Origin of the sequence: Ramlibacter sp., assembly GCA_019635435.1 — a bacterium.
GTDB lineage: Bacteria > Pseudomonadota > Gammaproteobacteria > Burkholderiales > Burkholderiaceae_C > JAHBZM01.
The window spans coordinates 813,535-838,094 of the sequence record JAHBZM010000001.1 but is presented as its reverse complement, the minus strand read 5'-3'; the positions used below and the strand labels follow the sequence as shown (position 1 = coordinate 838,094).

At 59.9% G+C, this 24,560-nt stretch carries 19 protein-coding genes and 1 tRNA gene; 2 read left to right on the top strand and 18 right to left on the bottom strand.

The features are described 5' to 3' along the window. Window positions 1-10 precede the first annotated feature (10 nt). Window positions 11-1,243, bottom strand: coding sequence for an efflux RND transporter periplasmic adaptor subunit (locus KF796_03970; GenBank protein ID MBX3585779.1), 1,233 nt, complete (start codon window positions 1,241-1,243; stop codon window positions 11-13). Window positions 1,244-1,388: 145 nt separating this feature from the next. On the opposite strand from KF796_03970, the gene KF796_03965 reads away from it, so the two are divergent. Together KF796_03965 and KF796_03960 are read left to right on the top strand one after the other, a co-directional pair. Further along, a complete protein-coding gene (locus tag KF796_03965) occupies window positions 1,389-2,033 on the top strand; it encodes a TetR family transcriptional regulator (protein ID MBX3585778.1) in 645 nt (214 codons plus the stop codon). A 27-nt stretch (window positions 2,034-2,060) separates the two neighbouring features. Then, window positions 2,061-2,136 (top strand) — tRNA-Arg (locus KF796_03960). Window positions 2,137-2,185: 49 nt separating this feature from the next. Here KF796_03960 and tssA read toward each other — a convergent pair. From tssA to KF796_03875, 17 genes are all read right to left on the bottom strand, one after another. Next, window positions 2,186-3,307, bottom strand: coding sequence for a type VI secretion system protein TssA (gene tssA, locus KF796_03955; protein ID MBX3585777.1), 1,122 nt, complete (start codon window positions 3,305-3,307; stop codon window positions 2,186-2,188). 16 nt (window positions 3,308-3,323) lie between these two features. Continuing rightward, window positions 3,324-7,376 carry a type VI secretion protein IcmF gene (locus KF796_03950; protein MBX3585776.1) on the bottom strand — a complete coding sequence of 1,351 codons (4,053 nt, stop codon included), beginning with the start codon at window positions 7,374-7,376 and terminating at the stop codon, window positions 3,324-3,326. Between the two features lie 33 nt (window positions 7,377-7,409). Beyond that, window positions 7,410-8,168, bottom strand: a complete 759-nt coding sequence (locus KF796_03945) for a DotU family type IV/VI secretion system protein (GenBank protein ID MBX3585775.1) — start codon at window positions 8,166-8,168, stop codon at window positions 7,410-7,412. Between the two features lie 25 nt (window positions 8,169-8,193). After that, window positions 8,194-9,522: a type VI secretion system baseplate subunit TssK gene (tssK, locus tag KF796_03940; GenBank protein ID MBX3585774.1), complete on the bottom strand. Its 1,329-nt coding sequence runs from the start codon at window positions 9,520-9,522 to the stop codon at window positions 8,194-8,196. A 47-nt stretch (window positions 9,523-9,569) separates the two neighbouring features. Then, window positions 9,570-10,067, bottom strand: coding sequence for a hypothetical protein (locus KF796_03935; protein ID MBX3585773.1), 498 nt, complete (start codon window positions 10,065-10,067; stop codon window positions 9,570-9,572). After that, window positions 10,067-11,554, bottom strand: coding sequence for a cation:dicarboxylase symporter family transporter (locus tag KF796_03930; GenBank protein ID MBX3585772.1), 1,488 nt, complete (start codon window positions 11,552-11,554; stop codon window positions 10,067-10,069). Before KF796_03930 ends, KF796_03935 begins: the two co-directional genes overlap by 1 nt. After that, window positions 11,542-12,264, bottom strand: coding sequence for an aspartate/glutamate racemase family protein (locus KF796_03925; protein MBX3585771.1), 723 nt, complete (start codon window positions 12,262-12,264; stop codon window positions 11,542-11,544). The genes KF796_03930 and KF796_03925 overlap by 13 nt, the downstream gene beginning before the upstream one ends. A gap of 55 nt (window positions 12,265-12,319) precedes the next feature. After that, window positions 12,320-13,594: a cation:dicarboxylase symporter family transporter gene (locus KF796_03920; protein ID MBX3585770.1), complete on the bottom strand. Its 1,275-nt coding sequence runs from the start codon at window positions 13,592-13,594 to the stop codon at window positions 12,320-12,322. 17 nt (window positions 13,595-13,611) lie between these two features. After that, entirely contained in the window at window positions 13,612-14,589 is a 978-nt protein-coding gene (locus KF796_03915) for an amino acid ABC transporter substrate-binding protein (protein ID MBX3585769.1), read from the bottom strand. 269 nt (window positions 14,590-14,858) lie between these two features. Then, on the bottom strand, window positions 14,859-15,248 hold the full coding sequence (locus KF796_03910) for a DUF4280 domain-containing protein (GenBank protein MBX3585768.1): 390 nt from the start codon (window positions 15,246-15,248) through the stop codon (window positions 14,859-14,861). A 2-nt stretch (window positions 15,249-15,250) separates the two neighbouring features. After that, window positions 15,251-16,003, bottom strand: a complete 753-nt coding sequence (locus KF796_03905) for a toxin-antitoxin system YwqK family antitoxin (protein ID MBX3585767.1) — start codon at window positions 16,001-16,003, stop codon at window positions 15,251-15,253. Window position 16,004: 1 nt separating this feature from the next. Further along, on the bottom strand, window positions 16,005-18,023 hold the full coding sequence (gene tssI, locus KF796_03900) for a type VI secretion system tip protein VgrG (GenBank protein MBX3585766.1): 2,019 nt from the start codon (window positions 18,021-18,023) through the stop codon (window positions 16,005-16,007). 6 nt (window positions 18,024-18,029) lie between these two features. Continuing rightward, window positions 18,030-20,741: a type VI secretion system ATPase TssH gene (gene tssH / locus KF796_03895; protein ID MBX3585765.1), complete on the bottom strand. Its 2,712-nt coding sequence runs from the start codon at window positions 20,739-20,741 to the stop codon at window positions 18,030-18,032. Between the two features lie 14 nt (window positions 20,742-20,755). After that, window positions 20,756-21,823: a type VI secretion system baseplate subunit TssG gene (gene tssG, locus KF796_03890; GenBank protein MBX3585764.1), complete on the bottom strand. Its 1,068-nt coding sequence runs from the start codon at window positions 21,821-21,823 to the stop codon at window positions 20,756-20,758. Then, window positions 21,787-23,550, bottom strand: a complete 1,764-nt coding sequence (tssF, locus tag KF796_03885) for a type VI secretion system baseplate subunit TssF (protein MBX3585763.1) — start codon at window positions 23,548-23,550, stop codon at window positions 21,787-21,789. Before tssF ends, tssG begins: the two co-directional genes overlap by 37 nt. Before the next feature lie 14 nt (window positions 23,551-23,564). Continuing rightward, window positions 23,565-24,011: a type VI secretion system baseplate subunit TssE gene (gene tssE / locus KF796_03880; protein MBX3585762.1), complete on the bottom strand. Its 447-nt coding sequence runs from the start codon at window positions 24,009-24,011 to the stop codon at window positions 23,565-23,567. A gap of 66 nt (window positions 24,012-24,077) precedes the next feature. Further along, the gene (locus KF796_03875) at window positions 24,078-24,557 is read right to left on the bottom strand and encodes a type VI secretion system tube protein Hcp (protein MBX3585761.1); all 480 of its coding nucleotides are present in this window, start codon (window positions 24,555-24,557) and stop codon (window positions 24,078-24,080) included. Between the last annotated feature and the right edge of the window lie 3 nt (window positions 24,558-24,560).

Here is a 24,560-nt window from a genome sequence, read left to right as displayed (position 1 = left end):
ATGGCTCCTATCAGGACTTGGCCGCGGAAGCGGCGGCCGCCGGCTTGGCCTTGGCGCCCCCTGGCTGCCACGGAACTGCCTTGACCGTGGCGTTGGGTCGCAATTTCTGGAACCCATCGACCATGACCTGGTCACCGGCCTTCAGGCCATCCAGCACCACCCATTGACCCGCCTGCGCTCCGCTGACCTTGACGGGCCTTGGCTTCACACTCCCGTCCGCCTCCACCACCATCACGGTGTCGCCCTGGCCCGACCGGGTCACGGCCTGCTGGGGGAGCAGGATGGCATTGCCCGCAGTGGCCTGCTCCAGGCGAACCCTCACATACAGGCCAGGAAGCAGAGTGCCCCCCGGATTGGGGACCTCTGCGCGCAAGGTGATTTGCCCGCTGGTCGGGTCCACGGTGAGGTCCGAGAACAGCAGCCTGCCCGGCTTCTTGTATTCCGTGCCGTCTTCAAGCACCAGCCGGACGCTGGCGGCCTCGTTGCCGTTGGCCCGCTTGAACTGGCCGCTCTCCAGCGCGCGCCTGAGGTTGAGAACCTCGGCGGCGGACTGGGTGAAGTTCACGTACATCGGGTCGATCTGCTGGATGACGGCGAGCTGGGTCGCTTCGCCCTGCCCCACCAGGGCACCTTCGGTCACCAGCGCTCGGCCAATGCGCCCCGAGATGGGCGCCGTGACCGCAGCGTAGTCGAGGTTGATTTTGGCGGTCTGGACGGCGGCCTTGCTCATGGCCAGGTCGGCCTCCGCCTGTTTCTGCGCAGTCAGCGCATTGGCGTAGTCCTGCTTGCTGATGGCATTGGCTTCGACCAGGGGCTTGTAACGCTCGACCAGGCCGGTGGCCTGGGCCAGGTTGGCCTCACCCTTGGCCATCGCCGCCCGGGCACTTTCATAGGCCGCCGCATAGGGCGCCGCGTCGATGCGGAACAGGGGCTGCCCGGCCCGCACATCGCTGCCTTCCCGGAACAGGCGCTGCTGCAGGATGCCAGCCGCCCGGGCGCGCACCTGCGCCACCCGCGAAGCCTCAAGACGGCCCGGCAGCTCAGTGATCAGTCCGACATCGGCAGGCGCCACGGTGATGACGCCCACTTCGGCCGGCGGCATCGCCGGCGCGGATGGACCGCCGCCGCCGTCGGTCTTGCCGCACGCCGACAAAATCGCCGCCGCAGCCACCGCTGCGAACAGGAGGGAATTGCGCGAACGGACCATGGGAGTCACAGGCTTGATGTTGCTCAAGGCAGGCATAGCATTCCTTAGGGAGGTGAGGCAGCCGGGCCGGTGGCGGCCAGCTGTCGACGGGCAGGCCGCCAGTATAAACATACACGAATGAATGTATATTGCGTGGCGGGCCCCATGCTGACGGCCCCTGACAGGAGACAAACGAAAGCACATGGCACGCAGAACCAAGGAAGAAGCCCTGGCGACCCGCAACCGCCTGCTGGATGGCGCTGAATTGCTTTTTCAGGACCGGGGCGTGTCCCGCACCTCCCTGCACGACATTGCCCAGGCCGCCGGCACTTCACGCGGCGCCATCTACTGGCATTTCAGGGACAAGGCCGACTTGTTCAATGCCATGATGGAGCGCGTCACCCTGCCCATGGAGAACGCGCTGTTGCGCGATGATCCTGACGGCCAGGTCGATCCCCTGGTCCACATGCGGCAGGCCCTGCTGCATGCCCTGGGCAGGATTGCGGGCGACGCGCAGACGCGGCGCGTCTTCGAGGTGGTCACGCACAAAGTCGAGTATGTGGACGAACTCAGCGCGGTGCGCGAACGGCACCTGAACGTGCGCGGCGAATGCCTGACCCGGATGCAGCAGGACCTGCGCCTCGCGGCCAGGGCGCGAGGAGTCCGGTTGACGTCCCCGGCGCTGGCCGCGCGTGGACTGCACGCACTGATCGACGGGTTGATCCAGAACTGGTTGCTGGATCCGGAAGCATTTGACCTCGTCGCCACGGGCCGGCAGTCCATGGATCTGTTTCTCGCCGGGCTGGGCCTGTCGGCCAAAACAGGCACCCGGCGCGATAGGCGATAATGATGGGCTGGCCTGATTCAGGCCAATGCGGCTGTAGCTCAGTGGATAGAGTATTGGCCTCCGAAGCCAAGGGTCGTGGGTTCGATCCCCGCCAGCCGCACCAGATTCGGGCCGTCTGCCATCGCCGCGGGCTCTCGCAACGCCTGAGCTGGCTAGTCCCTGGGCAGATTCAGCCCGAGCAGGGAGAAGTACCGGTTCAGGTCACCTTCTTCTCGCACGATTTCCTGCATCAGATCGGCCAGGGACATTTGGCCCCATGTGACCGCGCGCTTCACCAGATACGGAGTCGGGCTGTGGGGCTCGGTACGCTGCAGGTACTCCGCCGCCATTTCAAGCAGCCGGTAGGCCTCGGCCCGGCTCGAAATGGGTCCTGATGGCAAAACGCCTGGCTCCTGCAGCGGGGCACCGGCGAAAGAATCCTCGGCGGGCATCATGGGCTCCTCGGGCAAAACATCGGGCACGTCGGCCATGGCGGCGGCGGACGCCGGTGCCACAACGGCCGACTGGGGGCTGCGGCCATCCATGAGGCTCACGCAGGCACGCTGCATCTTCCGCAGCACATCGCTGACCTTTCCGAGACTGGGCGCATCAAGCGCCAGCTTCTCGTCCAGTTTCCGTGCCAGCGCATCCCACTGGGGAATGGCCACTTCAAGGCGCGACCGAAGATCGTCAAGCCACTGAACGCCCTTGCCGTCAGCCGCCGCGATCAGCGATTCACGGGTGAGGGGCTGATCAGACTCCTGCGTCTCCTTGGGAGGGGCTCCCGCCACAATCTCCTCCCATTCGGCCAGGCTCAACTGGGGCGGGCGCCTGTCCGGGAGCATCAGCAGCGGGACACGCAGCTTCAGCACCATCGACAGGTTGTCATTCATCCACACGAACGGGGCGACCCGGGGGTCGGCATCGCCGTCTTCGATGAGCGGATAGACCTCGTCCCAGTATTGATCGGTCAATCCGTTCAGAACTTCGACGCCGGCAACGAAGCCGTCGATCCCGTGCTGGTGGGTCCATGCCTCGCACAACCAGGCCGCCAGCTGGACATCCTTGCTTCGGGACGCCAGGAGCGCAGCGCATTGATTGGCGATCGCGCGCCAGTCGGCCTTTTTGAGTGGCCGCTCCCATTCGCCCATGGGCAAGCTCGGGTCATCCTCCTCCCGTGCCTGGCGCAACTGGAGGAACACAGGGTCGTAGCGCAAGGACACGCCGCAGGGTGCGTTGGCGGCAATGGCCACCAGCAAAGGCGTCGTTTCGGGGACGAACCGCTCACGTTCCATCGTATTTTCCCCGGCGCTACGGCCGGGTCCATTCGGGCGCCCGGACGGGGAAAAGTCCAGGCCAGGCCACCGGAGTTTTCTTGCCCACCGCCGACAAGGTCAATCGCAGATAGACCCTGGAGCGTGCCTCGATGCCCTGCGCACGCAGGTCATTGCCCGACACATTCACCAGCGGGAAATCCATCCGCAATAGCTGTGATCGGGTATCGGCGCGCAGCGAACCATCGGGCTCCCGCTGACGCTGGATCATCGTTATCAGTGCCCAGGGATCCGTGTAGCGAAAAACCACCGCCTTGCCATCGGCAAGCAATGCAGGCTGCTGGGGATCGGGAACAGGAACCACGGGCGAATCCTTGGCCAGGCGCAGGGTCAGCGTCACAGGAGTCCCCGGCTCCCACTTGAGAACCTTCGGGCCATCACGTAGCCGAAGGACCTGCCCGCCGATTTCCAGCGTCCAGTCGATGACCTTGTTTCCGTCGATTTCCGCTTGCTGGTTGGCCCGGAATTCAACGGCGACGTCATAACCCGATGCAGCACCGTCTTCAGTCGGGTACAGAGGCAGCAGGAAGGCCTTCGCCCGTTCAAACTGATCCACAAAGCGCTTGGCAGCAAGCGCTTGCTGGCTACTGCGTACCCCGACATCGGCGGTGATGTCCTTCAGCGTGCGTGCGGCCCGGTCAAAAGACTTGATGAGCTGGCCCACCTCGTCAAAATCGGCCGGCGCAACGTCCCGGGACACGGACTGGCTGAACGGCAGCCGCCCTGCCGCAGCCCGGTTGAAGTTGCCGGCGAAGCTCGCCCATTGTTCCTGCTGGTCGCGTGCGCGCAACTCACCACACCGCGCCACAAGGCTCGTGTAGATATGCTGATAGCGCTCTGCGAAATAGTCCGCCGCCCGACTGCCAGGCCCCTTCCCCGCGAGCTTTTCGGTGCAGTTGGAACGGTCGAGCTCGGGGCCCAGAGTCAGCAAGAACTGCTCGAGAAGCACCAGGCTGCTGTTGGGATTCTTGAGCCGGTAGCGTTCGAGGTCGCGGTGAATGGCCTGCCACCGCAGCGTGATCGGCCCAGGCGCGGGCAGGTCGAGCGAGGCGATATAGCTTTCTGCCTGTTTGTCCAGGGTGTCCGCGCGGTTGAACTGCTGGGCAAGGTACTGCTGCATGCCCGCCACGTCCTGCACGCCAAACGCCTGCAGCAGCGGCCCTTTCTCGCCGTTCCAGCTCTTGAAATCCCTTCCCCGGATCGAGTAAAGCTCGGAACGGCTCAGGCTTTCATCCACGTAGCGCAAGCGGGCGATCGCATCGCGCGAAATCAGCCCCCGAAGATCGTCGGCCTTGCCACGGGCCCCCAGCTCGCCCAGCAGGGCCTGGATCTTGATCAGGCGGGACCGCGAGGCATCAAATGACGCGACATCCGCCGCGGCGCCAGGCTCAGGCCTGGCAGTCACCGAGAGGGCCTCATTGACCTGGTCACTCACCAGGCGGGCGAACTGTGCGTTTACAAAGGCTTCCACGCTGGCTCGCACCGCCGGGGGGAATTTCGGCAACCCCTCGGTCATGTACCGCTTGCGCACATCACCCAATGCCAGGGCCTGGTCAAGGCGCTGCGTATCCCAGACGATGGAGGCTTGCGAGGTCGCCACATCGGGAAGTTCGCGGTCACGGGGATTGGTCATGAACGGCTGGTTCAGCAAACCGACAAGGGCATCACGCAGTGCCAGCCTGTCACTGGACAAGGTGAAGCGCGCCTCCTTGTCCAGCCAGATGACGCCCCCTTGCGCATCACCCCCCAGGCGGGCGGAGAAGTCGGCGCTGAACCTCTGGAATGCCAGGGCAGTTTGCAGGCGCGACTGATCGGCCACGTCAGGCCCCATCAACCGGACCTGGGCAATGCGCACCATCAAACGATCGTAGGCGGCGCCAAGATTCAATGAAAGCTGCCGCATCCAGCCGCCCTTGCCGGAGGCCAGGAGCACTTCCTGCTCCTTGATGGCCGCCAAAACGTCTCGGTAGGCGTCAACGGTCTGCGCAAAACCTGTCGGGGCGCCGTCGGCCACAAACAACCTGACAGCCAGTTTGCTGAGGCGCTGTTCCGAAACCAGGAGGTCATTGTTGACAAAAAGGCGCGTTTCCAGGGCACTCATCCCCTTGCCCAGGGTGCACCTGACCGCTTGCTGGATGGGGGTCAGACTGAGGGTGGCCGGACCGCCCCGAAAGAACATGATGCTCCGGGAAATATTGCCGGGCAACTCGGCTCCCAACGCGTACTTGACGAGGAGCCGCAGGTCATTGGCTTCATTCTGGCTCGGTTTCTGGAGTCGCAGCATGGCCTGGATCGCATGGTCCAGTTGCTCCACCGACGACAGGTACTGCAGCATGGCGGAAAACTCGGGCAGATCCTCGACCGCCAGGGTCGCCCTTCGCGGGGCTCCGGCAATGGCCGCAATGCCGGAGGGCACAGCACATTCACCGCCAATAATCAGCTCCGCTGTGCTGCTGTCCTGGCTGACTCCCGTGAGATCAGCCGCGCGCGCATACAACTCCCGCCTCAAGGTATTGATGGCGATCTCACCAAACTCCCGCTCAATGCGCTCCGCGGCACGCTCCTCGAGATCGTCGAACATGCGCCACGAGCCGGGCATGAATACCGTCCAGGGTGTGTCGACGCCGAGCTTCTCGATCGCAGCCAACAGGGCCAGCGCCTTGCGGCGGTACCAGTCGGTAGGAATGACCTCGCCGCGCTCCGCCGCTTTGGCACGGAAATTTGCATCCGCCTGGAGCTGTTCAATGGCCTTGGCGAGCTCGGTATGGCGGGTGTCCAGCTGGACCGTGGCCACAACCAACCCGATGCTCCAGGTTCCCAATATGGCGATGGCAGCCCAGCGCATCGCCCGACTCAGGACGGGCCGGCTCAATTGCTGGCGCGAAGGTCTTGCCAGTCCATATTCAAGAAATATCTTTTTCTCGAAAAGATCCCTCAGGAATGCGGGCTCCCGCATGAGCTGCGACACCAGGTCTGCGCCTGATTCAGGGGGAGCCCCGCCGGCAACCGCGCCAGACTCCATCGACAGCGCTTTTTGAGCGGATTCGCTGCTGTCACCCGTAAGGTAGATTCCGCGGAAGAAGAAGGGCTCGTGATAGGCGCTGGGCCGCATCAACTCGTCCACATACAGCTGCAGTTGCGACTTGATCTTGTCAATGCGGGAGGGCAACAGGAAGAATTTGCCGGCGTCCTCTGCCGCTGTGTTGAGTGCAAACAGTTCCGCGCTGGTATCCGATACGGTGCGAACGACCGCATCGACGCCGTCACGTACCCAGGCCGATTGATACGTCGTGGACAGGTCAAAGGGAGAGGACCAGCCAAGCATGCTGGCACGCACGGCTTCCGGGACAGCGCGGGCAAACTGCACAAATCCTTCGATCTCCTCGCACTCGGACACCACCACATAAACTGCGAAGCGCATCGCGAACCGGTTTTGGGCAAGCCACAGCCGCCGATGGGCGAGCTTGGCCAGCTTCCCCAGTTCGAGCCGGGCGTCGGGGTTGTCGTCCAGCAGGAGACCAGCCGGGACCGTGATGACCACCGAATCGAAGGGGCGCTGGGGGCGGTATTTGCGGCACAACCCCAGGAATTCGTCCCACGGCTTTTCGGCTGCATCCTCGTCATCGGGCGACCCAAGGTACGCGCCCTGAATGTCAATCACGACGCCCCGGTCAAAGAAGTGCCAGGACAGGCCCTGCGCGGTTGCGGCCATGGCCGCCTCCGTGCTGAGCGCGCTGGCCACACCCGACTGCTCAATGGGCAACTGGTGCTGACTCGCCCCCTCGTTGAGGACCATCACCCAGGGGATGCTGTAGCGCTCCGATCGTGAGGCAATGTTCTGCTCGATCAGCTCGACCGCCTGCCGGAAAGAGCTGCGCAGGGAATCGAACCGTAGCCGGGCAATTTTGGGGTCGCTTGAAGCCTTGGTGGCCGAGCGTCGGACCGCGAAGTACAGCACCAGGCCCAGCACCACCAGGACCAGTGCAATGAGGACCCCGAGGGAGGCCAAGAACAGGTTATCCCGCAGCATGACGCCCTCTCCACGATCCGATGCGAATCGCCGTCATCTGGATCGCTCCGTCACGCCGGTCTGCCCGGTTTGCAACACCTGACGAACAGGCCAGGACTGCCAAAGCCAAAGCATCTCCGAGATCGCCAGCAATGCCAGCAGCCCGAGAAAAAACCCCACGGTCCAGCGACTCAGGGTAGGTAATTTTCGGGGAGCAATATGGGAAAGCGTGCTGGCATAGGCACGGTCAGACAGCACCCGGTCCCGCCCAGACAACTCGGGGGGCCGCTGGTAGACAAACTGGAACAGTTCCTCGCGATATCCGGCAAACCGCGCTGACTCACTTGCCCCGCGATACTTGCCCTGAAAGCCCAAGGCAAGCGCGAACAGATAGAGCCTGGCAATGTCGCGCCGGGAAGGCTCCCGGTTTGAAAGCACTTCCTCGATCCGCTCGAAAATTCTTTCCCCGGCAACGCTGGTCCGGAAAAGCGATGCCTCCAGCAGATGGGTGGTCCAGCTTTCTCGGCCCACCCACGCGGTGTTCAAAAGTATTTCATCAGCAAGGGCGGCCTTGAGATACCTGGCGTCAGCGATGCTTTCCAGCTCAAACCGGCTACCTTCGCGCTTGGACTCCAGTGTCTGCAATTCAATCAGGTTCTCCAGATGCCGGCTCAGGGCCTGGGCTGCGGCGTCAGGATCCGCCTCCCGCGCCTCCATGGCCCGCAACTGGGCCTTGGAGACCTCGTCAAAGAACGAACGAAACTGCTGAACCAGATGATCGTCGTCCGCCCTTTCCGATGTCTGTCGTGCCATGGTGCTTGCTGTGTCTTTCCGGCTCTCAGCCCTTGACGAACAGGACCAATTCCTGAGGTCGCTGCGCGGCAGCACTTTCCGCCGAGTTACTGATGATCAAAGGCTGCGATGGGACGGTCAGCCCCGCGCTGACCTGGATTGCAAATAGCGTGTAACCCGAACTCGCCCTGACTCCCAGTTCCTCGGCGACATCAATTCGGGAACGGGGCGCGCCGAGCACACGCCGCTCGCGCAACGAAGCGTACGCGGATTGCGAGCCGACGATGGCGCCTTCAATCCAGGCCGCGAGGTCTTTTTCGGGTTGTCCGCGCAAGCCAACCACGAGCCGCTTGTCGATCCACTCGGGAAGCAGCACAAGTTCGTAGGCGCCATGCTTGAACTCGAACTTGACCTCGCGATATTCCTGGCTGACCTCCTGCAGCGCATCCTGCAGAGCAGTGATCAGGGGCGTCATGGTCGCCAATGGATCAGCATGGTCATACGCCGGCGGAACCGGTGGCAGGGCGCCAGGCTTCAACATGCTCAAGGGGCCCAGCAGGGCACACAGGGAAACATAGAGCGCATAGGGATGCAATCCCGGCGTTCTGAGCACCGCTTCAACTTGTGGCAATCCCGTCAGGAGATTACGCAGACGTTCCTTTTGCTCGAGATAGGCCAGCCGATCCTCCGCCTTGGAGGACGGAACAGCCGTCTGCTTGGCCACAAAAGCCGCCTTGGCGCGCAGCTGACCCGCGAATTCAGCCACGCGCTCCCAGAGCTGGCCATCCTTGGGGACCTCAAGCAACGGGGGCAATGCAGCCCCCATCTTGATCAGCTCGTTGTCCTTGAAGACCGTTCCCAATCGAAAATGCACATGAAGCCCGGAGGGGACGTCACCGGCGCACAAGCTGAGATTCGGCACCAGCCGGGGGAGATCCGCGGCCATTGCCTCCGAGACCTCGTCCTCAACCGGCGGGCTGGCCACTGAGCGGAATCTGGAAGGCGCGGCACGATCACGGCTGCTGCGCATGACAGGTAGCGTGACGTAGACGTTGAGCGGGCCCAGCTCCAACTGGGGCATGAATTCGGCCAGGTCCAACTCCAGGCTTCCGTGCAAGGAGTCCTCGGACGAGAAACTGATCGCCGTGCCGTCAGGCATGATCGCGTCCAGATGGCGAACGCGAAGCAGCCCCGCTGGCAACAGTGCCGAGTCGAAAGTCAGTTTGCGGACACCCCAACCGAAAGGAGAGACGGCGAGCGTGTGCCACGCCACCAGCTCGTCAAGACGCGCTGAGGTCTGCTGGAAGTGCTGGGGCGCGAGAAGCATGCCCTCGTGCCACTCAATCCTTAACGGCACTGTGGGCAGTCTAATCATTCCCGCTCTCCGCGAGACGCAGATGAGATAGCTTCAAACGGCCTCCATCATTCGACTTTGTAAGGCGACACCGAGAACCCCAGCGGCGCCAGCGCAATCATTATCCCGTTTTGCAGGTCATCCACCCTTATTCTGTGCTCACCAGGCGCCAGGTAGTCAGCAAAAACAAACACCGTGAGAACACTGGGTGACCCAAAAGTCGCGCCCGGCAACCGCAGGGTTTGACCCGGCGTGACCTCCCAGCTCTGGAAGGAAAACTCGCCGGGAAAGGTTTTCAGCAAATCCGTGCGACTGGCGAACCACCGGGAGGCCGAAAGCGCTGACAGCTTCTCAATGGCCCCCTGCTCCATCACCAGCACGATATCGACGGCCACAGGGGTGTTCTGGTTGGCCCCTTGTGTCGCGGATATCACAACCTCCTTCCATGCCAGCCTCGTTCCTTTGAATCCCACCAGATTCATCATTTTGCCAACAACGCCGCAACCGCCCAGTGCGCCAAGGGCCACCGAGGCAAGTCCCATCCTGAGAAAAAGTGCTCGCTTCATCACCTAGTTTCGATTTGTACGGGGGCACCTGAACCACCCACCATGGAACCGCGGCTTGTGGAGTCATCACCGCGCCGCATGCCTATCCCAATGCCCAGGACGACAATCAGCAGCATCACCGCCACGGAACACACAGCGGCGATCATAAGATCGCCGCGGGTGAACACAAAGCGGATGGGCTGCGGCCCTTGTGACGGACCCGCCTCGCCGGCCGCCGCACGCTCAGAGGGCAACCCCCGGGACACCAGTGCCATCAGCAGGCAGCTGAACATCAATGTCAGCAGATTGCGAGGGGCCTCACAGATCAAGTCTATCGCCACAAATAACGCAAGCGCGGCCTCAATCGGCAATTGCAGCATTGAGAGCACCATACCGGCAAATCCGACATTGGCAAAACTGTTGTTCCCGGCTGAGGCAAAGGACGCGATACAGGCCCCCAGGCAAATGGTCATCAATTGGTCCGGCGTCAGGGCGCGCCCGTACAGGTTGGCGACAAACACGGCCAGCAAGGCATAGTAAAGCGCCGAGCCACACCGCAGGAAAACCGAAGATATGGGCGTGACCAGTTCCACGATGCCCCGGCTGAAGCCCAGCTTCGTGCTCATGGCCTCGATGGTGTCGGGGATACTGGCTGTTGTACTTGACGATGTCAGGCTGATCAACGCCGGGGCCTTCAATGCAGCGAGGACCTGCAAGCCGGACAGCCCGGCCCGCTGTCCAATGACAAGCGCGGCAAGACCGGACATGGCCAGCGACAACGGAACAAAGCAAAGCAGAAAACTTTGCATGGCGACGACTGTGCTCGATTCCGTTTCTGCCGAAAAGTAGGCTGCAGTGCCGAAGACCAGCACGGGGATGAACAGGTTGACCTTGGAAATGATGATCTCCAGCGCCCGGTAGATCGCCTCGAAGATGCCTGTCAATGCACTGTTCTGACTCTTGCTCAAGACCGCGAATGCCAGACCAAAAAGGATGGCACACAAGAGGATCCCCAGTGAACGCCCATCAACCAGAACTCGAAAGAAATTGTCCGGAAATATTGTCCTGAACCACTGCTCGGGCGACTCGGCGACAGTCGCCTCCGTGCCAATCAGGAAAATCTCCGAGTTCTCGGCCTCCCCGCCTGACGCCTGAACCATGGACCCCAGATAGGCGCGCGTTTCCTGGGGCAAATTCTGACCGGGCATGACGATTGCCCCGGCAACGGTTCCGGCAAGGGCGCAGATGGCCACAAGCGCCACGGCCCACGCCAGAATCATGACGACGCGCCCTCCCGGCTGCGGCAGACTCAGGGTCTGGCGCAGCCCGAAAAACGTGGCCACGAGCAGTAACGGCAACGCCGCCATGCTGACAATGCCAAGGTACACCTGACTCAGCGTCGTGGCATACGTGGACAACCCCGGATAGAAACGTCCCACCATGGCGCCCGCGATCAAGCACGCAAGAAGCGCCGCCGGACTGCTTGCAAAGGTCTTCAGGAATCCCATCCCACCCTGTTCCAGCCTCGTTCGAGCGCATAGTTGACGCTCGCCCGGGCAAGCTCGAGTGAGCTATCAATGAGTTGAAGAGGAGACGGCCCCGCGTATCGCGCAGCGATGGGAATTTCGGTGCATCCCATGATCACGGCGGTTGCCCCCTGATCTGCCGCCATCTGAAGGGCCCGCCGGAGACTTTTGCCTCCGGCCTCCATTTCTCCCCCCTTGATTTCCCTGATGCAGTCATCGACGCAGGGTTGCGCGATCTGCGGATCAGGGGTCAGAAATTCAATATCTCGGGCCTTGAGCGCGCGCTGATAAAAGCCGGAAGCCAGCGCACCACGAGTCGCTAGAACCGCAACTCGCGCGGTTGCCGCACCAGAATCGGGAAGGGCCGCCACGCAGGCTTCGGCAATATGAAGGATGGGTACCCGACTTCGCGCACTCATCTGCTCATACCAATGGTGGGACGAATTGCAGGGAATGGCGATCACGCCCACCGCGGAATCATTGAGGAAATCAATCCCCAACAGTAGCTGAGGAAGAGGATCGGGACCTAACCCTAGAATTGAACGGGATCGATCGTGGATATGGGGCAGGCACGCCACAATGGTCGGGATATGTTCCTGGTCACGGGCCGCCGGAGTGAGCCTGACCAACTTGTCCAGAAAGTCCACCGTCGCCGACGGCCCCATGCCACCAAAGACGCCAATGCGGGACATGGTCAACCCTCCATGCAATGTGGATGAGATGCCACGACGCCGGACAAGGTCTGCATCAGATCTTGAGTGGCTTGGGGCAGATCAGGGAGACCGCGGCGGTATTTCCGATCACCAGAACCAAGGTGCGTAGCATGTCGCAAATAGGGTCTACAGCGAGGAACAGGATAAAGGCAGCCTCGAACGGCAGGCCGAGGTAGGTGCACGTCATGCCGACGAGTGACACGGTCACCAACCCGGTCATGCCTGCCGAGGCAAATCCGGCGAGGACCGAGGCCGCCATGACAATCCCTACGTCGGATGGGCTTAAAGCCCGTCCATACAGCTGCGCGATAAAGAGTGTGGCGCAGACATAGTAAATCACAGGTCCCACCCGCAGTAGCGACACCGTGAGGGGGACCAGCAACTCTACTCTGGACCGGGCAAAGCCCAGGCGGTCTGCCAGACTCTCGATCATGATGGGCATGCATGTTGCGCTGCTTCGGGTGGCCAGAGCCAGGGCAAACGGCCCCCTCAAGGCATTCAAGGTCTGGCCGAAGGAGTTGTTGGAACGGCGCCAGATGATGACAGCGGCGATAACCAGAACAATCGCGGATGCAACGAAGAACGCCACAACAAACTGGATCATCGCCTGCAGCGGGCCCACACCTGTTTTCCCCAACTGCGCCGCACTCATGCAGAAAAGGATTAGTGGGAGCGGATAGTTCAACCAGCGCACCAGAGTCTGGCACGAGTGATAAATGGTCTCAAGCGAATGAGTCAATCCGTCTGAAATGCGGGAAGGGACATGCCCGACGGCAAGTCCGAAGAGCATGGCAAACACCAGCGCCTTGAGTGTGTCCCCATTCGCAAGTGCCGAAAAGATATTCGTGGGCACCAGGCTCAATAGCACCTCCGTGAACCCAATGGATTTCTTTACCGCATCTGTTCCCTGAAGGCTCATGACCGTGTCACTTGAGTTGAGATCATTCCCGACGATCTGCCCAAAGGTCTGCATGGTCGCGCTGGACAGGTTCTCTCCTGGACGCATGATCAACAGGGTAAGAGCGCCCAGGATGGCCACCGCGACGGAAAACGCCATGAACACCGCCAGGACGCGCCACAACAGCTTTCCCGTTCCCCCCTCGCGGAAAAGGCGCTGGAGACTGAAGATGACCGCCGAAACCATGAATGGCAGCGTGATCATTTTCAGCAGGTCTACGTAGATGTCTCCCAGAAATCCCAATTTGATTCCAACTTCGGGGGCCAGCGTCCCAAGCGCGAATCCCGCCGTGAGGCTCCCCATGACAACCCAGGGATTGAGCGCAAGCGCGTACAGCTTTTTGGAGTCCATTTGTTGATCCTCGCTCTTTATTTTTCGACGGCCGCCAGGACCTTGTTGATATTCAGCTTGTCTGTTCTTTGCACAAGGAACTCATTGATGAACGCTAGCAGGACCTGGTCGTGGATGCCAACGGCAATTCCCAGGGTATCTTCCAGGTCTTTGAAGGTCACCGTGCGAAGAACCAGCGAGGCCGTCGGATCAATCTTCAACAGCCGCTTCACCTCGAATTCGTCACGATAGGCTCCGATCACATCCCCACGCTCCAGCGCCTTCAGCACGTCATCCCAGCTCGGATATTCCATGACTTTGGCATTGGGAAAGTTCCGTTTTGCATAGTACGAGAATGAGGATTTGGCAATGACACCAATGCTACCGGTGAATCCCCGGATCACCTGAGGTAGCGCGCGGTCACGGGCAAACTGGGCGAACTTGACCCGGTTAAGGATCAAGGCGTGGTTGAGCGTCAGATACGGCTGGCTGAAGCTGATGACTTGCGCGCGAGCGAGCGTCCGGGAGAGCTTGCTCACTGCGATGTCGGCTTCTCCTCGCGCAATGATGTCCACAACCGCGTTGAAGGTCTTGGCCTCGCGGTTGAATCTCACCTTGACACCCAGCTCCTCGGCAATCAGTTTCGCCAGATCCACCTCAAGGCCAACCCACTCACCATTTTTCTCATAGAAAAAGGGAGGGGTGTTGGCACCCAGCATCGCCACAACCAATTCGCCCCGGGTGACGATTCGGGCGATATCTGGGGCCAGCAATCGGCCATCGGGCACCTTGACAAGACCAGGGGCAGGCGACATGGACAGCGCGGCTTGAACGGCCTGCGCCGCAGGCGCAGAGGCTGGTGCGAGCGGTGCGGCTGCAGGCGCCACTATCTTCGTCGAGGGAGCTTGCGCGTAGGACTGGGTGCCGCCAATAGCGATGCCCAACGTCAATAAAACCCCGCCGAGCCAAGCGAAGATTCGGCGACGGAAATCTGTCTGGAAGTAATTTGAAGGCATTGAAGATCCCAAGTTCTTTATGGTTTGACAGAAACAGGCGCCAGATCGGGCGATTGAACCGGCGGGGCGTGCACTGCCGGCACCGCCGGCGCGCTTGGCACAGCAGGCTCCGCGATGGCGGGCAGGGTTGGTCTTGGCACTCCCCATCGTTTGCCAATTTCGACGCCCAGCAAAAAAAGCAGGATGCACAAGAGGAAGAGGCAGAGCGCTGCCAGGGCCAGCATGCGAGTAGTCATTGACACGGTGTATTGCATCGAAAGCTCCAGCGTTCAAGGCACCATCACGGTGAACTGACCGGGCACAAGCATCTGAATCACCCCGCCCCAATTGCACATCAACTTGCACGAATTCTGTAACGCGGGCATGTTGCCAATCAGCACGGTCGGAGCACCCGGCACCCAAGGAGCCACGGTAACCGGAATACACGGCATGGGCGTCAGAACACCGAGCGCAGCAGCCGTGGCGGCGGCAACCATGGGATTCGAAGGAGACGTACACATGCCAAACGGCGCGACGTTCACCATCGGCTTGTTGTCCATGATGTTTCCTCCCGGTGGACCACCTGTCATGACGCGATTGAGCGGCAACACCGACAATGCTCCCGGCGCAACGCCGAAACTGCATTGCAGCATCGCCCCTGCCGCCGCCTGAATTGCCATCCTCAACCCCTCACAAGTTTCTCTAGGCGCTGCATCAGGCTCTGCTGCGCGGCCTCGTCATTCTGCTCTGCCCCCTTGCTATTGAATCTCCGCGGCTTGCTGGTGGGCTTACCCTGACGGTATTGCTGTTCCTCCATCACCTGGCCGTTTGGCCAGTACCTGCGCACCCATCCGTTCAGCAGGTTGGCCGAGTATTCCGCACTCTGAATCTTTGTCTCGTCACGATCGTAGTCGATCGTCTCCCCGTCAAGAAGCCCACGCCTGTAATTGGCTCGGCGAACAATCAATCCTTCATGGAAAAAAAGGGCTTCTCCCTCGATTTCACCGAGGACGTACTGCATTTTGCAGACAGGGAATCCCGCCTCTGCGTAAGAGGAAGTCGGTCCATGCAGAAGGCCATTCGCGAAAACCTGCTCCGACAGCAGGCGTCCTCCAGCAAAAACCCGGGTCAAGCCATGCTGCAAGCCATTGCGGTAGTTTGCCTCCTGAACCAGTTGCCCCTTGTCATCCCAGGAGCGTGAACATCCATTCAGGACGCCCCGTTGATATGTCGCTTGCATCGTCGGTCGCTGATCTGCTCCAAAGCAGGTCATTTCGCCTTCGGGCACCCCATTCATGAACTGGGTACGACTGACCAAGTTGCCATCCTCGCCACGTTGCTCAAGCACAACAATCTCGGCAACCACGGGTTGCGCAGGCACGCCTTCGCCGGCGTTGGCCGTTCGAAGGGAGTCAGATGAAACGTCCGCACTCATATCAATTGATCTTCACCAGCCCGCCTTTGAGGGTCAACATCCCGCCACCATCAACCGTCTGCATTGCAGATGCCTTGTTCGTCACCATCGCACCTTCGTTGTCAAGTGTTGTCCCGGCTTTGTTCTTGAGCCCCGTGCCGGCCTGGTTGGTCAGGTCAAGCCCCGCTTTATTGGTCAACGCCGTGCCCGCCTGGTTGGTGAGTGCCGTGCCGGCCTTGTTGGTCAATGCCGTGCCAGCCTCGGCCTGCAGAGTGGTGCCTGCTTTGATGGAGATATCTTTCGCGGATTTGATGGTGACGGAGCCCGTGACATCAATGACAAGGTTGCCAGTCACCTTGAGCTCATAGTTTCCCGTGACCTTGTGCGTGTAGTCCGCCTTGTCGGTGTGCGTCTCGTTGCCCGTCACAGTAACTTCGCGGGTTCCCTTGACGTTGTGCGTTTCCTTGCCAGTCTGCACGTCAACCGTCCGATCGCCTTTCTCGAGCGTGTGCACCTCCGCGCCAGCCTTGACTGTGGTCGTCAGCGCATTCTCAACCTCCACTTTCATATCCTTCTGCGCATGAAAGTAGAACTCCTCCGAGTCCTTCTTGTCTTCAAACCGGATTTCATTGCCTGCGCTTCCCTGCTTGGATGACCGCGACTTGATGGTGCTTTGGGTCTGCATGGAAGGCAAGGTCACAGGCGGTGTCTTCTCGGCGTTGTAGACGCTGCCCGTGATAAGCGGTCGGTCAGGATCTCCATCCACGTAACTGATGATGACCTCCTGTCCGATACGCGGCAGGAACAAGGCGCCCCATCCCTGTCCTGCCCATGTTTGGGATACGCGGACCCAACAAGAGCTGTTCTCGTCCTTCTTTCCGACGCGATCCCAAGGGAACTGGACTTTGATCCGCCCGTGCTTGTCCGTCCAGATTTCCTCTCCGCTGGGACCCACAACGGTTGCAATTTGGCTTCCGGTGACGCGGGGGCGCGGCGTCGTACGGGCGGGACGGAAAGGCACGGTGGCGACAAACGCCTCGAAAGAGTTGCTGTACCTCTGGTCGCTGGCGGAATGGGTCACAACGCGCAGAACATGCGCCACATTGAGGGAGGTGCGCGAATGCCCCGCCAAAGTGAATTTCGTACCCGCGCAGAGGGAGTAGCAGTAACTTTGGCCCCGGAGTATGGCGCTCTGCACCTGTTCGGCCTGAACGCGAACCTTGGCGCGCTGCGTTCCGTCCGCAAGAACGACATGCCCTCCTGGGTATTCGAATCGCGCGCCCTTGCCGGATGTACCAGTCTGATCTGCCAGCAGGGACGTCGTCGGCTTGAGGTAGTCGTAGTCGTTCGAGGTGTATTGCTGAGTAACAAGCCTGCTCTCAAATTCCAGCCTGTTAATCACATCCACCATTTCGCGCCCCCCTCCTGTGAGAGGCTGGTAGCGCAAGGTGCTCACGTTCGGACAGGCCATGTGAGCACTGGACGCATCGCCGAGTACCATCGTGTGCACGCCATCCGCGAATGTGAAGAAGTAGAAAATCCCCTCTTCCTCCATCAAGCGAGAGATGAACTCCAAGGCTGTTTCGTCATGCTGGACGCAATACTCCCTTGTGGGATAGGTCCCGGTGAGCTTGGCGTCAAACGTCACCCCGAATTCGCCCAGAACCGCTTTGATGATGTCTGCTGCGGTCTTGTTTTGGTAAATGACTCGATTGCGGCTCAGCGTCAACAGCCAGAGTTTTGGCACCAACTCAGCCGAATAAGCAGAAAATTCGCGATCTCCACCGGCATGCACAAATCTGGAGACGATCCCGTTGAAGTACCGAACGGGCCCATTCGCAAGAGCCAATTTCACGGTGGCAGCAGCCCCCACAATGGCGCTGGCATCCAGCCCCGCGTTCGCGGAACGCATCGCAAGGGAAAACCGGAATGGCTGGGAAATGACTTCGGTTCCGTCGAATGCATCCAGAAGCAAGGCGTCCGCACCCATAGGGGTCGTTACCGACAAAAACGCACCCGATTGAGTAAAGCCGGATCTCATGCTGAACTATCCGAGCCGGGACGGACCGAACTGGAAACAGAACATGCCGTCAGGGCTCATGCTCATGTGAACGCTGTCAAATGGATCGGCCATGGATATCCGCTCCAGCACCAGGCGCGACAATTCCGGCAAAACTGCCTGGGTCAGGATGTGATCCACATTCCGAGCACCACTGTCCACTTCAGTACATCGCGCCCCGATGGCCCCCGAAACCTCGGCATCCCACGTAAAAGTTGCTTTGTGATTCCTTAAGAAACGTTGGGCAAGCTTGCCCAACTTGAGGTTCACAATTGACTGGATTTGCTCATCCCCCAGGGGGTAGTAGGGCACCAGAACCATCCGGCCGAGGAATGCGGGCGAGAACTGGCGAAGCAAGGCTGGACGCAGGCGGTCTGCAAGATCCTGCAAATCCGGACGTCGGCCTCCTTCGCAGGCGTCGGTGATCACATCTTGGGCCGCATTGGAGGTCAGCAGGATCAAGGTGTTTTTGAAGTCAATCGATAGACCTTCGCCGTCTTCCATCGTGCCCTTGTCGAATACCTGAAAGAAGAGCTCCAGAACGTCAGGGTGCGCCTTTTCCATTTCGTCAAGCAACACCACGCTGTACGGGCGCCTGCGCACCGCCTCGGTCAGCACCCCGCCACGGCCATATCCGACATACCCGGGAGGGGCTCCCTTGAGACTGGAGACCGTGTGCGCCTCCTGGAATTCGGACATGTTGACCGTCACCATGTTGCGCTCGCCGCCATACAGAACATCTGCCAACGCAAATGCGGTCTCCGTCTTGCCCACTCCGCTTGGCCCGACCAAAAGGAAAACACCGACGGGCTTGCCAGGGTCGTCGAGATCAGCTCGAAAGGTTCGTACCCGCCGGGCAATGGCGTCGAGAGCCTGATCCTGACCCACCACACGCTCGCGCAGCCTTTCTTTGAGATTCAGAACAGTGTGCAACTCGTCCGCCAACATGCGCCCGACGGGAATGCCAGTCCAGCCCGAGATAACCTGCGCAACCACGCTTGCATCCACACAAACCGGAACCATGGGTTCGTCGCTCTGCACTGCTTCAAGGCCCTTCTCAAGCCGCTGGAGACTGGCCTTCATCCATTCATACTCGTCAGGACCATCGCCCGATTCCGGAGAACCCAGGTTATCGGCGATGCGTTTGCGTAGCGCCACGATTTCCGCAACGGCGCCTTTCTCTTCACTCAATTTGTCATGCAGGCGCTTGTATCTCTGCCGGAGTCCGTCCAAGTCCCTCGTCAGTACCTCTTGAGCGCCTTCGGACTCCCTTCCGGTGGCGGCCTCGTGGCGCAGGATTCGGAGCTTGTTTTCCGCCGTGGATATGTCACGCGCGACGTCCTGTATCTCAAGTGGTAACCCATTTTGACCAATGGCCACTCGGGCACACGCCGTGTCGAGAACGCTGATCGCCTTGTCTGGGAGTTGCCGTCCCGAAATATAGCGATGTGAAAGCTTGACGGCCTCTCTTACCGCCTCGTCCAGGATCTCAACAGCATGATGGGTCTGAAGCGTCGCAACCATGCCTCTGAGCATGTCGATTGCAACCTCCTCGGAAGGCTCCTCCACTTTCACGACCTGGAACCGGCGGGCAAGTGCGGGATCACGTTCCACATACTTCTTGTACTCTGCCCATGTGGTAGCGGCAATAGTGCGAAGTTCACCGCGCGCCAAGGCGGGCTTGAGTAAATTGGCGGCATCCCCTTGTCCTTCAGTGCCCCCGGCGCCAATGAGCTGATGGGCTTCATCGATAAACAGAATAACTGGAACAGGGGAAGCTTTCACCTCAGAGATAACGGACTTCAGCCGATTCTCGAATTCGCCTTTGACGCCCGCGCCAGCCTGGAGCAGGCCCAAATCCAACATCCTGACGGATACCTTTTGCAGAGTTGGAGGCACATCCCCCATGACGACCCTCTGCGCAAACCCCTCAACCACAGCGGTTTTTCCCACGCCCGCTTCGCCGGTAAGGATGGGATTATTTTGTCTCCGTCGAAGCAATACATCGACTATCTGCCGAATCTCGGCGTCACGCCCCCGGATGGGGTCAATTTTTCCGTCGCGTGCCAGTTGGGTCATGTCAACGGTGTACTGGTCAAGCGACGGCGTATTTCCAGATCCGCGGCGAACACTTGGCATCTGAATGGCTGAGGCTTGCACAGCTGGAGTGGACGCGTTCGGCAATGGCGGTATGGCTTGTGTTGCGCGGGTAGCGCCGCCGGCATCCTCGTTTGACGTGACCAGAAGATCGGCCAGGTCTTTCCTAAGCGTATCGCGCGGTATCTGGAGAAGACCGGGAGCGGATTCAAGCAGCAGGCCCCGCAAACTGTCGACTTCCAGCAAGGCAAGCAGTAGCGTTCCCGATCGCACCTGCTGCTCCCCAAGCAGCATGGAGCTGAGCAACCAGGCCTCCTGAAACAGCGGCGCAAGGTTGGGAGAAAATGACGGGGTTCGACCATTTCCGCGCTTGAAGCGATCCATCGCATCCTGAAGCTGCCCTTGAATGGCATCCAGCTTGAGTTCGTAGACTGGGAACAGCAAGGCGATATCCGGGGCCGGCGCGTCCAGCAATTTGAAGAGCAGATGCTCTATATCAACGTTGTAATGAGTTTGCTGGACACACAACTCGGCCGCCCGTTCCAGCGCGCGCTTGCACTCGGGATTAAGACGGCTTAGCAAGGTCCGGATGTCAATTTCCATTTTTCTCTACTTCATCAGGCATGAACGGATCGCTGGCGATCCAGGCGCAAGCGCGCAGGTGGCAATCCTTCTCCCGATCTGCCCTGTTTGCTGACCAGCCAACTAGTCCAACCAAGCAACACCGCCCCTGGACCTTCGGAATCTTTCTTCGAGTTGCCCAGGCGCAGAGGCTGGATTTGCGCAGCGTCAACATTCAGAGAAATGCTGACACCCATTTCCTGCTGAACGTATCGAGCGATCAACCATTTCAGTAACTCGTGTTCTTTCCCGCCGGGAAGCAGATGGCGGAGCCGAGGCAGGCTCAGCGACGCGACCGCCAGCGAAATACCGGCTCCCTGGTCCCAGACACGCCGCCCCAACACGGTGGACCGGCCCAGGCTCAGCGCTGAACCTGTGCGGACATTCCCCAAGCGCGATACGTCGCCCAGTTCAAGTTGGCGCCAATCGCCACAAAATTGCGTCCCACGAACTTTAACCCCAAGGCGATCCGCCAACAGCGCGAGCAGCCCTGCCATGGATCTTGGCGCACCGCCGAGAAGGCCAGAGTGGCGCAGCCATGGAGCAGCCCCTCCCGGACCCCGGATCCCAGCACGCAACCCCAGAGAACTTAACGCATCAAGGACGCCGGCCAGAGAAGACTCTTCAGGGGACCGCCAGTTCAGGCCCATGTGATGCTTCTTGCGGCTCCGGTAAAGAAAGCCCAGAAAGCGATTGTTGAAGATGTCCAGAAAGTCGGCAGTAGCATGGTCCCGAGCAGCCTTGCGCTCCAGGAGCAGTTCTGTAAATGGCAGTGGCAAGGGCCCTTGCGCCCCCGCCAATGACATAACAGGCGACAAAAGCGTGAACCTTTCGCCGGAAGCGGCTCCCTCCTTGACAACACTGACATCACTGGGCTGGAATCCCAGCGATACGACCGCGTTCAGGCGAACCGCTTCCGGCTCCCCATGCCCGCGCCCCACCGCAGGCATGTCACGTGCCGCTCTCTCCAGGAGGCTGATCGCCTGGAAGAGGTTGTATCCTTGAGGTCTCGCCAGCAGGCGGTTCGTCAAAGGACGATTTGTCGACCGCTCATTGGTTCCCATTGCTTCCAGACTTCATCGCCACGCCGGACAGCGAGGCGGACAAAAGAGTTGACCGAGGTGTACATTGCAAAAAATCTGGCGAGTACTGCGGACATCAGCAATGGGGAACCCCCAACAAACGCCTCCTCGTCATATTCCAGGAGAACCTCCGTTCCTCGGCAATAGCCACGCCAGGCATCGTTGCCTATCCTCGCGGTAATGCTTCGTGCTTCGAGGCCCCGGATACCGCGAATTTGTTCATGGTCTCGCATGGTGTCAGAGGCGAAAAGCATGAGCATCTCGCGCAACTGATTCGCTCCCGTCGTGCCATCGACCAAGGACTGGTGATTCAAAGTCAGAAGCGAAACGAGGCGCCAAAGAGTTTCACTTCCAAGAGGAGGGTCTCGCTGAGCCGTAGGCTCATAAAGACAGCGCACTTTCGTGCTCTGGGATGCCCCTTCAATCACCATTCGTGCCCCGATGGGTACCTGTTCCGCCAATCGCCGATTTGTACAGAGCAGATTCGCGTATACGACGGGCTCGGACGGAGTGTCGATAACATTGTCTTTGTCGACAAAGGTCAGGAAGACGTCGGTACCGGAAATGCTTTCCCTTAAGCTCAGTTCCCGCCTGGCAGACCAGAAGATCGCGTCCTCTGTGGACTTAATGTGGCTCATCGCCGCGAAATTCGGAACGATGACCGGGCGATCAGCATTGGGATCGGACGCCGTGACTGATAGGATGGAATGAACTTCCGTCGTCGATCCACGGTGGCGGTCGGCGGATAACAAGTACTCGTAGTGCCGATGATCAACGACGATTGGCTCGCTGGTACGCTGGAAAAGATTCACGAGGGGGACGCAGCCAAGCAGAAAGTTCTCCTCTGTGATGGCCTGGAGTCCCCTTTGAGGGCGATTCAGTGCAATTGATATGTCACATGATGTGCCCGAACCAAGTTTGCCGCGTAGATTTTTAAGTTCAAAGAAGTGGAACTTGCGCGGGAACGCAAAATATTCCTGCATCATTCCATAGGCGGGCTGCGTGTGTGGACGAAGCGGGAGGACTTCCTCATCCTCGCCATAGCCCACCTCCCGCCAGGACTCCCCGCCAAGATGGTGTGTGACGCCGTCTTCGGTTCGTATTCGGATGGCCCCAACGCCAGAAACCAGGAGATCGTATAACGGCATTGCCGTCATCCAGTCTCCTTGCAAATGAAATCGCAAAGTGTCGATCTCAAGCTCAGAGAAGTCGGCCCCGGCATCACATTGGAGTGTGATTCCAAGTGTGGAATCACCTGGCAATTGGGCGGCGCTGACGCACACAGGCCAGAGCGTGGTCTCCCAAGCTGTACGGAACCTGCATTGCTCTCCCCCGGGAGTCGCAGCATAGAGAACCGTGTGCTTTGGGATGGAGTAACCTGCCGTGACTTTACCCTGTGACGGATCCAACCTGAATTCGGCAATCGTCATGGATGGCACTGGTTGGATCAAGGACGGGCTGAGATTGTCCAATAGTGCCGCCGCAATTTGCGGGAAGTCACGATCGAGGTCCCTGTGCACACGTGCCGCCAAAAATGCGACTGACTCGATCAGTCGCTCGGTGTGCGGATCGATCGACTCAGACCCATGCAAGGCGAGCCTGGACGCGACCTTTGGATATCGGCGAGAAAAGTCCGCGCCCTGCGCGCGGAGGTATGAAAGCTCGCGCTTGTAGTATTCGAGCAGATCGTTGTGCGGGGTCTCAGTCACTGGTCAGCCAGCCTTCATTGTGAGTTCGACGATGCGTCGATCTGTAGTTCGAAAGTGACCCGTTGGGCCTTGAGCCCAATGGTGACTTCTCCTTCAATCTGCGCAACCGCCGAGCTCGCTCGATGCGGAATCGGGAAAATCTTTACCGACGCCTTCTGAAGTCGAGGCTCAAAAAAAGTGATTGCCTGAGTCAAGGCGGCCTCGAGCAGCACGACGTCGTCCGCGCGACGCGTTGACAACGCTGAAAAATCGGGAATCCCGTAATCCAGCACTGTCCCGGTTCCGTGCATGAATTCGGACGGGGGCAACCTGGCCCTCGTGTTAAAGAGCCTGGCTAACTCCCGGCCAATTGATTCCTGTAACTGTTCAGGGAGCAAGAGCCAAGAAGCCGAAGTTGACTCCGCCTCGGCACCCAGCCGGTCAAAAAGTGGGGCCGACGCACCTCGAATTAGGTCCGACAAGGCCTATACCCCTTGGTTTGGGGCAAGGCGCGCTCGAACTTCAACAGAGCCCCCGCCCCGCGCGGTTCAAGCGGCCTTGTTGGTCGCGAGATCCCACCCAAACGAGGCTGTGCCCTTCTTGGTCGAATCAGCATTCTGCTGAGTGAATTCTGATTTGATTTTGGTGAAGTTCAGCGAAAACGAGTCAGAAGGGACCCCGCCGCCGCCAGAGGTATTGATATTGGAAACCATGGCATTTGTGAGGACGTACTTCATGAGTGACATGAATTTTCCGCCTTCATTACGGCCAATGTGAATGGTCGCATCCCCCAGCTTTTTCCCTTCCGTACAGGCGGTATACAGTGCAGGTGTCGACTGGTCGGTCATCTTCGAAAAGTTCATTTCCGAAAACATCGGGCGCCCCGCTGTGCGCTCAGTGTTGGCCACGTCGGTGCTCAATGGCAACGCAACGCTATGGCTGAACGAATTGAGAATGATTTGATCGGCATGCCCATCAATGGTGCAATTGCCTTTCATATCCTTGATTTCCAGGATGATCACGTCCATGAC